The sequence below is a fragment of the Streptomyces sp. genome, assembly GCF_035644915.1.
Classification (GTDB): domain Bacteria; phylum Actinomycetota; class Actinomycetes; order Streptomycetales; family Streptomycetaceae; genus Streptomyces.
Window position 1 is genome coordinate 1 of the sequence record NZ_DASQNP010000130.1, and the last position, 13,268, is coordinate 13,268.

At 72.7% G+C, this 13,268-nt stretch carries 11 protein-coding genes and 1 pseudogene; 7 read left to right on the forward strand and 5 right to left on the reverse strand.

The window, feature by feature from the left end:
• From VE546_RS15020 to VE546_RS15030, 3 genes are all read left to right on the forward strand, one after another.
• Positions 1-308: peptidase inhibitor family I36 protein (locus VE546_RS15020; protein WP_324922478.1), on the forward strand; the 308-nt coding region annotated here is incomplete at its 5' end.
• 49 nt (positions 309-357) lie between these two features.
• The gene (locus VE546_RS15025; RefSeq protein ID WP_324922480.1) at positions 358-1,233 is read left to right on the forward strand and encodes a hypothetical protein; all 876 of its coding nucleotides are present in this window, start codon (positions 358-360) and stop codon (positions 1,231-1,233) included.
• Between the two features lie 230 nt (positions 1,234-1,463).
• Positions 1,464-2,051 (forward strand): hypothetical protein, encoded by a 588-nt coding sequence (locus VE546_RS15030; RefSeq protein ID WP_324922482.1) that lies wholly within the window; start codon positions 1,464-1,466, stop codon positions 2,049-2,051.
• Between the two features lie 73 nt (positions 2,052-2,124).
• Here the strand turns inward: VE546_RS15030 and VE546_RS15035 are convergent, their stop codons facing one another.
• The 5 genes from VE546_RS15035 to VE546_RS15055 form a co-directional block, all read right to left on the reverse strand.
• Positions 2,125-3,375 carry a DUF1266 domain-containing protein gene (locus tag VE546_RS15035; RefSeq protein WP_324922484.1) on the reverse strand — a complete coding sequence of 417 codons (1,251 nt, stop codon included), beginning with the start codon at positions 3,373-3,375 and terminating at the stop codon, positions 2,125-2,127.
• 81 nt (positions 3,376-3,456) lie between these two features.
• Positions 3,457-6,168 (reverse strand): ABC transporter substrate-binding protein, encoded by a 2,712-nt coding sequence (locus VE546_RS15040; RefSeq protein WP_324922486.1) that lies wholly within the window; start codon positions 6,166-6,168, stop codon positions 3,457-3,459.
• Positions 6,169-6,308: 140 nt separating this feature from the next.
• Positions 6,309-6,455, reverse strand: a complete 147-nt coding sequence (locus VE546_RS15045; RefSeq protein ID WP_324922488.1) for a hypothetical protein — start codon at positions 6,453-6,455, stop codon at positions 6,309-6,311.
• A gap of 239 nt (positions 6,456-6,694) precedes the next feature.
• On the reverse strand, positions 6,695-6,967 hold the full coding sequence (locus VE546_RS15050) for a GlsB/YeaQ/YmgE family stress response membrane protein (protein ID WP_324922490.1): 273 nt from the start codon (positions 6,965-6,967) through the stop codon (positions 6,695-6,697).
• A gap of 322 nt (positions 6,968-7,289) precedes the next feature.
• The gene (locus VE546_RS15055; RefSeq protein ID WP_324922492.1) at positions 7,290-7,658 is read right to left on the reverse strand and encodes a nuclear transport factor 2 family protein; all 369 of its coding nucleotides are present in this window, start codon (positions 7,656-7,658) and stop codon (positions 7,290-7,292) included.
• Positions 7,659-8,620: 962 nt separating this feature from the next.
• Between VE546_RS15055 and VE546_RS15060 the strand changes: the two genes are divergently transcribed.
• The 4 genes and pseudogenes from VE546_RS15060 to VE546_RS15075 all read left to right on the forward strand — a co-directional run.
• The gene (locus VE546_RS15060; RefSeq protein ID WP_324922493.1) at positions 8,621-9,859 is read left to right on the forward strand and encodes a cytochrome P450; all 1,239 of its coding nucleotides are present in this window, start codon (positions 8,621-8,623) and stop codon (positions 9,857-9,859) included.
• Positions 9,860-10,871: 1,012 nt separating this feature from the next.
• Positions 10,872-11,294 (forward strand): DUF6153 family protein, encoded by a 423-nt coding sequence (locus VE546_RS15065; protein ID WP_324922494.1) that lies wholly within the window; start codon positions 10,872-10,874, stop codon positions 11,292-11,294.
• A gap of 90 nt (positions 11,295-11,384) precedes the next feature.
• Complete coding sequence (locus VE546_RS15070; protein ID WP_324922496.1) at positions 11,385-12,029, forward strand: DUF305 domain-containing protein; 645 nt, start codon at positions 11,385-11,387, stop codon at positions 12,027-12,029.
• Positions 12,030-13,127: 1,098 nt separating this feature from the next.
• Positions 13,128-13,268 (forward strand): annotated as a pseudogene (locus VE546_RS15075) (four-helix bundle copper-binding protein); the annotation flags it as partial.

A 13,268-nucleotide genomic window follows, 5' to 3' on the forward strand; every position in this document is an offset into this window, starting at 1 on the left:
TCGCCGCACCCGCTGCCCACGCCGCCCCGGCCGGGTGCAGTTCCGGGGCACTGTGCGCGTACTGGCTCACCAACTACCAGGGCTCGGTGCAGCGAGTCTGGGAGGACAACGACGACCTCACCATGTACACCAACTTCTACAACATCGTGGGCGGCTCGCTGTTCAACAACGGCAACCAGTGCAACGTGACCGTCTACTCCGGCAAGGGCGGCACCGGCTCCGGCTACAACCTCAACCGCGGCACCGGCTGGAAGAGCGTGGGGAGCAACCTGCCGCACATCTCCTCCAACTACTGGTGCCGCTCCTGACCATCTCTCTGAATGTCATGTGCCTGACATGAAAGACGGAACCCGCGCAGTGCTCGCTGTACTGCTCCTCGGGCTCCTCGGTGTCGCCGGATGCGCGGACTCCGGCGACACCGCCCCCGAGGAGGCACTTCCGCGCCCCTTCGGGGACGCCCTCCACTACGACCGGCACGAGCGGGACGCCCTGCACACCGCGAACGAGCAGTTCATCGCCGGGTGCATGCGGCAGCGCGGTTTCGCCTACGAACCGCAACGGCTCGCCACCGGCGGCGCCGACCCGCAGGACGCCAATCCGTACGGCCTGCTCATCGTGGAGCAGGCCCGGCAGGACGGCTACGGCATGACCAGCGCGCGACTGAACACGCGCATACCCGACGATCCCAACAAGGAGCGCTCCCGCCGGCCCCGGTGGCGTCAGGCCCTGCTCGGCACCAAGAAGCACGAGGTCCGCGTACGCCTGCCGGGGAAAGTGGAGTTCTTCTACAACTCCGACGCCTGCCTCACCAAGGCTCGGGAGAAGCTGTACGGAGCCGACTACGAGCGGCTCCACAACACGTACCAGGTGCTGTCCAACCAGGTGATCACCACGGTGCGGAAGGCTCCGGGGTACCTCAGGGCCCAGGAGCGGTGGGCGTCCTGCATGCGGGAGGCGGGCATCCGCGTCAGGACCCTGGACGATCCCCGAACCCTGGTGGACGGCCGGCTCCGCCGGGCCGCGGCGGACCCGGAGAAGCTTCACGGTGTCGCGGGGTACGAACTGGAGCTGTCCGCGAAGGACGCCGACTGCCAGCGGAAGACGGGCCTCGCGCGGACAATCGCCGAAGCGCAAGGCCGTGCCGAGGAGTCGGTGGCGGGTGCCCGGCACTCCGATCTCGTACGGTTGCGCGAGTTGCGTTCCGCGGCCGTGCACCGGGCGGCCGACGGCTGACTCCGTCCCGGACACCGAATGGCGATTCCGGTCCCGGGTGCCGGGCTCCGGCGGGTACGGCCGCTGAGTGCGGGAGCGCCGTCGGTGGTGGCGCCGTCCGCCCGGCGGGCCGGCCGCGGTCCGTGGCGGACCGCTCCCCCGGCATCCCCGGCCGCTCCTCGGGGTCGTGCCGGGGGACGGTCCGGGAGGACCCCGATGTCCCAGAAACCCGGTCCTGCCAGGGTGTCGGGATGACGTCCTCTCGCGCCTCCCTGGGTCAGCGGTCACCGTCACCGCCGGTCGTGGTCCCGGCCGTCGGCGCTCCCGTCCTCCTCTTCGTCTACGGGGTCCTGCGGTGGGTGGACGGCCTGGACGGCGGCCACGGGCCGGGGCCCGCGTGGTACGCCGGTCACGCCGCGTTCCTCCTGGCCTTCGTCCTCCTCGGCGTCCTGGTCGTCGGGCTGCGCCGGCTCGTCCCGGCCCGTTCCGCCCGGCAGCGGGTTCTGGCGGACGCCGCGGTGGTGGCCGGTCTGGCCGGGGTCCTCGGCTTCCTGTGGGTGATCCTCGGCGACCTGTTCCGGTGGCTCCACGACAACGCGCCGCTGCCCGGTCCGCTGTACGCCGTGGCGCCGCCGCTCTTCCAGCTCGGGCTGATGACGCTGCTCGTCCGGGCGGTGGTGGTACGGCCCCGGCTGCTCCCCGCCCGGGGCCCGGTGCTGGTGTTCCTCGGCCTGGTGGCGATCGCCGCCGACCTGGACCTGCTGCCGGTGGGCGCCGTCCTGGTCCTGTGCGGCCTCTCCCCGCTGGGCCGGTCCACCGCCGGGACGGTCCCCCGCTGAGACGGCGGCGCCGGGACGGCGCCGTGCGGTAGCGCCCGGCCACGCCGCGCCGGGGCGCCGGGCGGCCCGGCGGTCACTTCCAGGGGATGGTGAGCCAGGGGCTGGCGGGGTCGGTGGTGAGCAGCCGGTGGGCGGCCAGCATCTCCTCGTACCAGTCCCCGAACTCCTCGTTGTCGAAGTGCAGGCAGCGGCCGAGGATGTAGCCGGCGGAGAACGCCTCCCAGGACGAGTAGGTCACCTGGCTGACCCGGCCCGCCCGCACCACGGCCTGTTCGGCCTCGGTGACGTCGCAGAAGCGGGCGCCCAGGCCCCAGCGCGCCATCTTCGAGGCCCGGCCGTAGTCCCAGGCCAGGACGGAGGTGACGTACTCGTCCTCGCCCAGCAGGCCGTCCGCGCGGAAGCGGGCCTCGTAGCGGACGATGCGGCCGATGAGCTGCTGGAGCCTGCCGACCTCCGCGCCGGGGTCGGGGAGGTTCGTGACGCCGCGGACGGCCGCCTCCTCGACCCGGCCGCGCACGACGCGCTCGACGACCTGGCGCCAGTGGCCGATCTCCACCGCACCGCCGTACTCCCGCGCGATCGCCCGCCGGACCTCCAGCACGAACTCCCAGGACGAGTTGCTCATCTCGCCCGCCAGGAGCCGCTGTTGGGCCGACATCCACTCCTCCCGGGTGGTGATGCCCCACCAGTCCGCCAGCCGCTCCCGCTCGCCGTTGTATCCCGTGCCGTGCCAGCCCATGGCGTTCCACAGGGAGCCGTTGGACACGCACAGCAGCGCACCGCAGGCCAGGCCGTGTGCCACGGGCCCCTGGAACACGCCGCCGACCCGCAGGGCGCGCAGCGTGCCCCTCCGCGCGGTCCGCGACACCCGCTGCGCGTGCTGCGTCCACAGGTGCCGGTGTTCGGGGCCGGCCGCGAAGTACGCCTCGCACGGGCTGCCGGGGTTGACCGCCAGCCACCAGTTGGGGTCGTCCCACTTGGCGGCGAACCAGCCCAGCGAGTGTTCCAGGAACACCGGGTCGGGCGCCGGGCAGGGGAGCATCCCCTCGGTCAGGATCGCCACGTAGTGCCTGCACGTCCTGGGATCCCAGTAGGGGAAGAAGGCGAAGTACCCGGGGTTGGCCTCCACCCACGGCCGGGGCAGCGCGTGGAACAACTGGGCCCCGGCCAGGACGTCGAGGTACGCGCTCCAGTCGCCGCGCGTCTTCGCCTCGTACAGCCGCTGTTCGACGTCGGTGGGCGGCTGCCACGGCGCGTACGCCGGGCCGCCCTGCCCTTCCCCCGCCGCCGTCCACCCGGCGGCCGTTCCGCTCCATGTGCTCATGACGGGGTTCACTCTACAGAGTGGACCCGCGCCCGTACGGGGCGTGAGCGGGCAGCGGGGGCAGCGCCTGCGGGCGCTGCCCTACTGTGCGCACAGCGGCCCCTGGTCCTGGCTCTTCACGCCCTGCTCGTAGGCGCCGCACACCCCCACGACGACCGGTTTGTCGTCCGACTGCTTGAGGAGCACCAGCACCTTGTCCGCCGGTGGCATGTTGTGGGAGGCGGGCTTGCCGACGTAGCCGGTGGCCCCCTCGAACTCGATGCCGCTGCGCAGCGCGGTGAGCACCGCGCTGCGGTGGACCTCCTTGCCCGACCGGGCGTCGTCCACCGCCTGGGACAGCACGTGGAAGGCGTCGTACGACACCGCGGAGTGCCCGTCGTGCTGCCAGGGGTCCCGCTCCGGCGGGCCGGCCACGAAGTCGTCGTACCGCTTGACGAACTGCTCGGTCTTATCGCTCGCCTTGCCGTCCGTGTGGGGCAGGCGGTGGGCCGAGTGGTACAGGCGCAGCCACGTCTTGTCGGCGTACTTGCCGGTCAGCGCGACGTTCGTCAGCTCGTTGCCGCCCACCACGGTGAGGCCGTCCTTCACGCACGTGCCCTGGTTGTCGAAGGCGTCGACGAACGCGGTGAAGTCGCGTGCCCGCGCCGACCAGTAGACGAACGTCTCCCCCTTCTCCTTCCGCAGCGCCTTGCACACGGTGTCGGCGAGTTCCGACGCGGAGGTCACCTTGGGGGTGCCGGCGGGAGAGTTGCCGAAGTCGCCCTCCTGGGAGAAGTTGACGAGCTGCTCCTCGTCGCCCGGGAACTCCTTCACGAACTTGTCCGCCAGGCTCCAGCTGTACAGGTCGCCCGAGTTCTGGACCACGACGGCGTGCCGGGCGGGGGCGCAGCCGTCCTTCCCGTCCTGCCGCGCCACGATGTTCGACGTGTGCGCGAAGGCCGCCGCCATCCGCGCCTCGTGGCTGTTCAGCGGGGTGGTGGGCCAGTGGTTCTGGCTGACCAGCATCTCGTCCGCGGTGGCGGTGGTGCCCACCACGGGGACGTTCTCCTTCTCCAGGATCTCCAGCGCGTTCCTGGTCTCGTCCTTGCTCTGGGCGAACGCGAGGACCCCGATGACCGTCCGGTGGTCCGCGCGGCCCCGCCGGTCGGCCTCCCTGATCTCCTCGACCAGCTTCTCGGCCTCCTCCTCGGCGTTCTTAAACCCCTTGCCGGTGGTGCGGACGTCCAGGCGCAGGGGCACGCTCGAGATGTTGGCGTCCGCCCCTTTGAGGAGGTCGCGCTGCCACATGGCGAGGCCGCGGAGTTCGGGAATGGTCCCGTCGAACAGGGTTCCCGTCCGGTCCGTGGGCCTGTCCGACCCGAAGTGCACCACCGTGCGGACCGTCCTGCCCAGATCCTCGGCGAGCCGGTCGGCCTCCTCGTTCTGCTTGTCGATCTGCGCGAGCGCCTCCTCGTACCACTTCCTGGGTTCCACCGGGACCGGCTCGTCCCGCTCGGTGACGGCGGTGTCGCCGCCGGCGCAGGACGTGTCCGGCCACGGGTCCCCCAGCACCGCGACCCCGCCGATGCCCAGCAGGGAGACGGCCAGCGCGGTGGTGCCCGCCACCACCGCCGTCTGGGCGCGCCAGCTCAGCCTGAAGCGGCGCGGGGACACCTTGCGGACGGGCAGCCCCGGCCGGGAGAAGGGTTCCTCGCGGAGCCTGGTGAGGACCGGGCGGCGGGCGTCCTCGTGCAGCAGCAGGCCGGCCTGGGAGAGGTTGCACTCCTCCGGGTCCAGTTCGGCCAGGAGCGTGTCGGAGATCTGGCCGACCGCGATGACGAGGGGGCCGGGGCCGCTCGCGGTGCGGCTCGCCTGGTGGAAGGCGCGCAGGAAGCGTTCGGCCGCCTGGGCCCCCTCGGTGGCGTACCGGGGCATCTCCACCAGGATCACGGGGCGGGCGCTCCGGCGGCGGCGCCTGGGCGTGAGGCGGCCGACCGGGGGTCTGCCGAGGTCGGCCAGCAGCGCGCGCAGCAGGAGCTGGTCGATGGCCTGGAGCGCCTCCGCGTGGCGCGGGTGGTCCGGGGGGAGCGCCAGCCTCGGGGCCTGGCGCGCCGCCACCGCGGCCATGACCTCGAACAGGTCCTCCCTGCTCCGGCGCACGTTGAGTTCCGCACCGAGCCACCGGGGGCGCCGGTTGAGGGAGAGGCGTCCCGGCCTGACGAGTCGCGTCGTCTTCCGGCGCGCCCAGTACCACCGAGGGAAGGTCCTGGTGATGCTCAGCCACCAGGTCCGCAGCAGCCAGCCCCGGAATCCCGCGCCCGGCGGGGCGTCCTTGCCGCCGAGCGACCACAGGAGGCCGGGCAGTCCTCCCCGGTCGGCCCGCTGCCGGTAGGCGTGGTCCCGCAGGACCTTCGCCCCGGGGCCCGCCCGGTCCCCCGGGCTCGCCCGGACGTGGTCGACGACGTCCCGCAGCAGCTCGAAGTCCGGGAAGCGGTCGGGGGTCATGTTGCCGGGGATGCCGAATCCGAGCCGGTTGCCCGCCGCCTCGGCCAGCAGGTCGGTGTCGGAGCCCGCCTGCAGGATGGCGTAGGGCACCAGCTTGCCGGCGTCGTCCAGCGGTTCCACCAGCGCGTTGAGGACCCGGCGGACGCGGGCCTCGTACTCCTCCTCGATCCCCGGGACGCGGAGGACGAGCAGGGGCGGCCTGGTGGCCAGGTACCCCGGTGCGTCGGGCACCACGGCGGTCGGGTACTCGCGGACGAAGATGTCCGCACCGGTGTCGTCCGGAAAGCTCCTGGGTGGAGGTGTCGCCATGGCAGGTCCCCCGACTCTCGCGTGATTCCCCCTGACGCGGGATGCGAGAAGTTACCGTCCGTGGCGCACCCGTCACAACCGATTCACGGGAACCGGTACCGCAGGGCCGGGTGGGGCGTACGGTGCGGCCGGGTGCGCCCTTACCCGCGGAGCTTCGCCCGGCCGGTCACGAGTCCCGCGACGAAGACCACGACGGCCACGATGAGCAGCCATTTCAGCGCTTTCGCCGCCAGCGCGACCACGGCCAGCGCGATCCCGGCCGACAGCAGCAGTACGACCTGGCCCATCTCGTCCTCCCTCGTCCCGGGCGGCATTCCCGGCCCGTGTCGCGGTCCGTGTCCCCGGCCCGCTCTCCTGGTCCCGGCTCGTGGTCGTGTGCCCCGTTTTCCGTTCCCCACCGGGTGTTCACCCCCGGATCGCATGACTCACCCCCGGCAGCCCCTGTGGTGAGGTGCTGCCGGGGGTGAGCCGGAACCGTCCGCGGGGCGGCGAGCCGTCACCGGCCGCCGTATACCCGTCGTCCGGGTCAGACGTGGGCGCGGCTGCGGCCCGTGACCGCCCGGTAGACGGCGAGAACGATGACCGAGCCGATGATGGCGGCTATCCAGGTGGACAGTTCGAAGAATCCGTCGATCGAGTCGACGCCGAAAATCACCTTGCCGAGGAATCCGCCGAGAAGGCCACCCACGATACCGATGAGCATGGTGACGAGAATGCCGCCGGGGTCCTTGCCCGGCATGAGCGCCTTGGCGATCGCTCCGGCGAGCAGACCGATGAGAATCCACGCGATGATGCCCATGTCTGGGTACCTCCTTGTCGTCTTCACGGGACCGCCTTGCCGTGAACACAACATCCAAACAAGGGAATTCCGCGGGACGTGGCGAACAGCGCGCGGAGCAGCGGTTCTTCCGTCGGATTCACCTGTCGGCGCCGCCGTTCCGCGGGCCCCCGCCACGGGCCGTCGGGCGCGCGGACGGCGTACGGGGCGGCCCGCCCGGCCCGGGGGCGACGGCACCGGCCGGCCGGCGGTGCGGTCCCCGGGCGGCGGGCGGGCCCGGACGGGCGGCGCCCCGCCGTCCGCGCGCCCGACGGGACGCCGCCCGCGTGGCGCGGTGGGGGTGTCAGGCTCCGGGTACCCGGTCCAGGAATCCCAGCACCGAGGCGATGCGTCCGTCCCCGGCCAGGGTGATCACGTCGAATCCGGCGGCCGGGGAGGAGCCGTCGGCCGTGGAGACCAGGTCCCAGGTGAAGCGGGCCGTGTGGTGGTGGCCGTCGACCTCTCCCGTCATCCTGAACTCGAAACCGGGGAACTGCTCGTGCACCGCGGCGATGGTGGCGGCCAACTGGTCGTGGCCGCGTACATCGGCCATCGGGTCCGTGTAGGTGCCGTCCTCCGTCCACGCCTCGGCGACGGCCTTCCGAAGGGCTTCGGCGTCCTGGGCGTTCCAGGCGGCGAAATACCTTTCGACGGCGGTTTTGAGATTGCTCATTCGGGGAGGTCCTTTCGTCGTGGGTGCGCGCCGCGACGGCGGACGCGACGGACGAGGAAATGTTCGCGCGGGGGTTCCGCCGGGTCGATTACCCGGGAGGTAATCGGCCTGGTGGACGCGGCGCGCGAGGCCGCCTCCGGTTCGCCGCCGGCGGCGGTGCGGCCCGGGAGGCGTGAGGCGCGACAGCGGAATCCCCGGCCGCGGGCCACGCACCGAATCCGGGCTTTCCACCGGGACGGCGGGACACGGCGGGGCGCGATCGGACGGGTTCGCCGGAACCTTTCCGGTCCGTATGCGCATTCCGGACGGCGGGCCGCGCGCGGTCGCCCTGCTCTCCGGCCGTCGTCCGCGGAGAGGCCGCCGTCACTCCGGGGCGCCGGGCTCCGACGCCCCCTTCTTTCAGGCCTTGTTCCCGCCGGGTTCGGCCTTTCCCGCACGACCGCGGGCGGGAAAGGCCCGGGATTGGGTGGAGTCGGCCCGCCGGAGCAGTGGTCCCCCGGCTGTGGGCGGCGGGCGGGGCACCCACGACGGCCGCGCACGAGCCGTTCCCCGCCCTCCTCCCACCGGGAGGTCCATCGACCCGGCCGCTCGCCGACTCCCTTCCACAGAAAGGCCGTTGACCGGCCACGAGGGGACGACGCGGGTGGCGGGGGACCGTTCGGGAGCACGCGCCCGACCGGTCCGGCCCGCGGCCCGGTACGGCGGGGCAGGCGGACGTCACACCCTCCGCAACAGGCGCTATGGTGCCGGATGTTGACCCGACGGCAGGAGGAGGTGGGCATGCGGGACGACTTACCGGTGGCCGGACTCGACGTGAGGACCGGACGCGAGGGCGTACCGCCGAGCGTGTCGCCGCACCGCCGGCCCGCTCCACCGCGACCTGCTCCACCGTGGCCCGGTCGCCCTGACCCGTCGTCCTCCCTTCCGTACCGCCTGTCCCCATGCCCCGAGGAGCCCCGGCAATGGACCAACAGATCTACGTACTGGACCCCAGTGGTGCCGACCGCCACGCCGAGGACGCCGCACTGCGCGCCCGCGGCCCGGCGACCCCGGTGGACATCCTGGGCGTGCGGGCCTGGTCCGTCACCGACCCGGAGCTGCTCAGGAAACTCCTGACCGACCCGCGCGTGTCCAAGGACGCCCACCAGCACTGGCCGCTGTTCCCCGACCAGATCGTCGGCCGGTGGCCGCTGGAGCTGTGGGTGAGCGTGCGGAACATGTTCACCGCCTACGGGGCCGAACACCGGCGCCTGCGCCGCCTGGTCAGCCCGGCGTTCGCCGCCCGCCGCATCAACGCCTTCCTCCCGCGCATCGAGGCCATCACCACCGCCCTGCTCGACGACCTCGCCGCCACTCCGCCCGGCCAGATCGTCGACCTGCGCGAACGTTTCGCCTACCCGCTGCCGATCCAGGTGATCGGCGAGCTGATGGGCCTGCCCGAGCACTCCGGTCCCGACTTCCGCCGCACCGTCGACAAGGTCTTCGACACCACCCTCACCTCCGAGCAGGCCACCGCCAACGCGCTGGAGCTGTACGGGATCCTGCACAACCTCGTCGCGGCCAAGCGCGCCGAGCCCGGCGACGACATGACCTCGGTCCTGATCGCCGCCCGGGACGAGGAGGGCGACGGCTCCTCCCTCACCGAGCAGGAACTCGTCGACACCCTGCTGCTGGTCATCAGCGCGGGCTACGAGACCACCGTCAACCTGCTGGACCAGGCCGTCGTCGCCCTGCTCACCCATCCCGACCAGTTCGCCCACGTCCGCGCCGGACGCGCCGGCTGGAACGACGTCATCGAGGAGACGCTCCGGTTCGAATCGCCGGTCGTCCACTCGCCCCTGCGGTACGCCGTCGAGGACATCGACCTGCCCGGCGGCCCGACGATCCGGCGGGGCGAGGCGATCCTCGCCTCCTACTCGGCCGCCAACCGCCACCCGAAGCTGCACGGCGACACCGCCGACGTCTTCGACGTCACCCGGCCCGACAAGGAGCACCTGTCCTTCGGCCACGGCGTCCACTTCTGCCTCGGCGCCGCCCTCGCCCGGGCCGAGGCCGCCACCGCGCTCCCGGCCCTGTTCGACCGCTTCCCCGACCTGCGCCTCGCGGTTCCCGCCGAGGAGCTCAAGCCCGATGGCAGCCTGATCTCCAACGGCCACCAGCGCCTCCCCGTCCACCTCACCCCCGGTGGACAACCGCGGTAGACGGCTCCCCGCGGTCCCCTCCACCGCGGTTCCCTCAACCGTCGTCCACCGTCCCGGAGCAACGGGCCGGCCTCGGCCGGCCCGTTGCCGCCCGCCCGGACGTGGCGCAGCCGGACCTCGGCGGCGCCACGGGCCGGAGCCCCCGGCGCACCGCGCCGGGTGAAGGCGTCGGGGTGCGCCGGGGTTGTCGTGGTCGTGCTGATCGCCTCGGTGATGCCCGTCGGCGGAGGAGAGCACGGTCCCGGCCGCCACACGTCCGCCAGTGCCATACCCAGTGCCATACGGAGTCCTGGGCTGCCTCGCGCCCTCGACGGCCGGGCGCTGTTTGCCGGTGTCCTCCGATGACGCCGGCTCCGCGCAGCCGCAGGTCCGCGCTCACCGTGCACATCGTCTTCCCGGTGGGGTGGCCGGGTGCTGTTGTCGTCCACCTGGTGCTCGCCGTGGCCCCCCTGACCGGTCATGACGCCCGGACGGTGCGTGCTGTCCATCCGGCGATGGAGCCGATGGTGAGGTTCGTCATCGTCCCGGCGAGCCCGGCTTCGCCGCTGGCGGGGGTGATCTGCCCGCTGGGACCGCGTGGGGCCTGCTGCGGCACCGCTGGGTCCTGGCGGAACTCCTGCTCACCGTCCTCGCGACCCGGTCCTGCCGATCTCCGCCCAATCGATCGGCCGCTTCGCGGACATGGCCGCGCAGGTCTCCCCCTCCGGGGCTGTGCCCGGCGGGCCGGGGAGCCCGGCTCGTGTACTCCACTCCGGTGGCGGTTTGCCGATCCTGCTCGCCGCCACGGCCTTGGCGGTGTGCAAGCCGCGGGGGCCGACCGGGTTCCGGGCCGCGCGCACGACCGCGGCGTCCTGGACGACGGTCCCGGCCTTCCGGGACGGGGCACGACGGGTGATGGCTCCGCGGATGCTCCAGCCGATGCCTGTGATCCTCACCACAACGGCCTCCAGTTGCGCCCCGCAGTGGACGACCAGCCGCTCGACGGCCGGACTCCGCACCTAGGATGACCTGTATGGATCAGCGGACGTACTCACTGACCCGCCCCCTGGGTGTGCGGTTGGTGCTGCTGGTCCTGTCGGTGCTGACGGGGCTGGTGGCGATGCACGGCCCGACCACGGTCGGCCTGCCGGGCTGGTCCCACGACCTGCCCGCCACCGGACATGCGATGCCCCTGTCCGCCATGGCGTCCGACGGCCCGCACGGCTCCGGTGGCGGGGAGTGCGCGCACGCGCCCCATGAGACGGGCGACCACCCCGGCCACGCGGACCCCGCCTGCGCGGCCGGCGGCACCTCCGGCCCTCCGGCCCTCCCCGCCCTCGTCCCCACCCCGGCGGCCCCGAGGGCCGATGCGTCCGCCACGCAGCGGGCTCCGGCGGACTCGCTCGGCAGCCGTGCGCCACCGTCCCTGAGCGAACTGCAACTCCTGCGCATATAGGAGCACCCGCGTGCCACCGCCCCGACAGGGAGCGGTCGCCGCGCCCCACCGTGCCCTTTTTCCCTTTTGCCCAACAGGAGTTGCACCACCATGACCGCACACCGCTCCGCTCCGCGCCGGCTCGCCGCCGTGGCGGTGACCGTGACCACCGCCGTCGTCCTGACCGCCTGCGGCGGCAACAACGCCTCCACCGGCCACGCCGGCCACGGCAACCAGTCCTCGCCCAGGGCTTCCGCCTCGCCCTCCACCGGTGAGCACAACGCCGCCGACGTCTCCTTCGCCCAGGGGATGATCCCCCACCACCGGCAGGCGGTGGAGATGGCCGACCTCGCCGCCGACCGCGCCGCCTCGCAGGAGGTCAAGGACCTGGCCGCCGACATCGAGAAGGCCCAGCAGCCGGAGATCGACACCCTCACCGGCTGGCTGACCTCCTGGGGCGAGGACGTTCCCGCCGAGGGAAGCGCGGACCACTCCGGCCACGGAGTTCACGGAGGTCACGGCAGGGCGGGGATGATGACCCCCGAGCAGATGGACGAACTCGAGAAGTCCTCCGGGAAGGCCTTCGACACCGCCTTCCTGGAGATGATGATCGAGCACCACAAGGGTGCCGTGGCCATGGCCAGGACCGAGAAGGAGAACGGCGCCTACGGCCCGGCGAAGTCCATGGCCGACGACATCATCGCCACCCAGAACGCCGAGATCGACACCATGAACAAGCTCCTCGGCAAGGAGTGACGTCCGGGGTGCCGGGGCTCGTGCCGCACGGGCCCCGGCGCCCGCCGCACAGGGTGCTCCCGGCGCAGGATTCCTCCCGCGCACCCCTGCCCGCATGGGTCCACGAGCGGACGGACAGCCGTCCGCAGTCCGGTGCACAGGGGGGAACGACGGTTCGCCCGTCATCCGCAGCCACGGCCATGCCGCACACCGCTCCGGTGCGCGCGCCGATCACGTCGCACACGGTCACCACGGGCACGGCCGCACCGTCCTGGGCCGCACACCGGCACCACCGTGGCGCCGGCGGTTGCCTTGGCGTTCGTCGTCGGCTGCGCACTGACTGACTCCGCACATCGGAGAGGGTTCTGGCCCGCCTTCTGTGGTGCGGCGAAGGAGCGCCTTCTCCCGGGACCTGCTCCGCCCGCCTGATCTGCGGGGCACGGGGCGGATCGTCGCCCACCCGGCATGACCGCCGACGTCACGGAAACCGGCCCGGAACCCGACCTCTGACAGCACCGCCCTGTCGAACGGTGGTCGCAGCACGTCGCGGCCGGGTGGGCCGTGGCGGCGCCGGGGCTCCCCGTACGCGGCCGGCCGGTGGGCGGAGTCCGTGCGCGGCGGGGTCGGGGAGGGACGTCCGGCACCGTGTCTCAGGACACGGCCAGGACGAGGCGGCAGGCGAAGTTGCGGCAACCGCACCCGCGTCGCCCGCTACTACCGGCGCCGCAAACCGTCCGCCGACCGGGAGCAGTGAGACCCGGGAAGGGGCCTTCGACGCTCCCGGTCCGGCCGGTGCTCTCCGTCAGGAGCACCCCGGTGCCGCCCCGGCAGGTACCGCAGTGCCGCCACTGCTCGGATCCCGGCTCGACTTCCGTGACGTCGGCCGTCACTCCGGGCCCTGGGCGATGGCACGCCCGGCGTTCCGCGGGCCCGGCAGGCGGAGCGGGTTCCGGGAAGAGGAGTTCCTTCTCCGCGCCGCAGAAGGTGAGCCGGAGCCGCGGCTCGTAGACGAAGCCGCACTGACCATGCACGAGGCGCTGAAGGCCGGGGCCGTGCGAAAGATGTTCAAGGCGGCGCTGGTCACCGAGACCGCCTCCGTCCTCACGGAGGGGGTGACACATGACCACGATGGTCAAGGAGATGCTGCGGACCTACCCGGCCGACCTCGGCGGCGTCAACCGCGGGGCCATGGAGCGCTGCATCTCCGAGTGCTTCGACTGCTCCCAGACGTGCACGGCGTGCGCGGACGCCTGTCTGTCC

Coding starts and splice junctions, on each gene's coding strand:
- VE546_RS15030 (WP_324922482.1), top strand. CDS start 1,464: ATGACGTCCTCTCGCGCCTCCCTGGGTCAGCGGTCACCGTCACCGCCG.
- VE546_RS15035 (WP_324922484.1), bottom strand. CDS start 3,375: ATGAGCACATGGAGCGGAACGGCCGCCGGGTGGACGGCGGCGGGGGAA.
- VE546_RS15040 (WP_324922486.1), bottom strand. CDS start 6,168: ATGGCGACACCTCCACCCAGGAGCTTTCCGGACGACACCGGTGCGGAC.
- VE546_RS15045 (WP_324922488.1), bottom strand. CDS start 6,455: ATGGGCCAGGTCGTACTGCTGCTGTCGGCCGGGATCGCGCTGGCCGTG.
- VE546_RS15050 (WP_324922490.1), bottom strand. CDS start 6,967: ATGGGCATCATCGCGTGGATTCTCATCGGTCTGCTCGCCGGAGCGATC.
- VE546_RS15055 (WP_324922492.1), bottom strand. CDS start 7,658: ATGAGCAATCTCAAAACCGCCGTCGAAAGGTATTTCGCCGCCTGGAAC.
- VE546_RS15060 (WP_324922493.1), top strand. CDS start 8,621: ATGGACCAACAGATCTACGTACTGGACCCCAGTGGTGCCGACCGCCAC.
- VE546_RS15065 (WP_324922494.1), top strand. CDS start 10,872: ATGGATCAGCGGACGTACTCACTGACCCGCCCCCTGGGTGTGCGGTTG.
- VE546_RS15070 (WP_324922496.1), top strand. CDS start 11,385: ATGACCGCACACCGCTCCGCTCCGCGCCGGCTCGCCGCCGTGGCGGTG.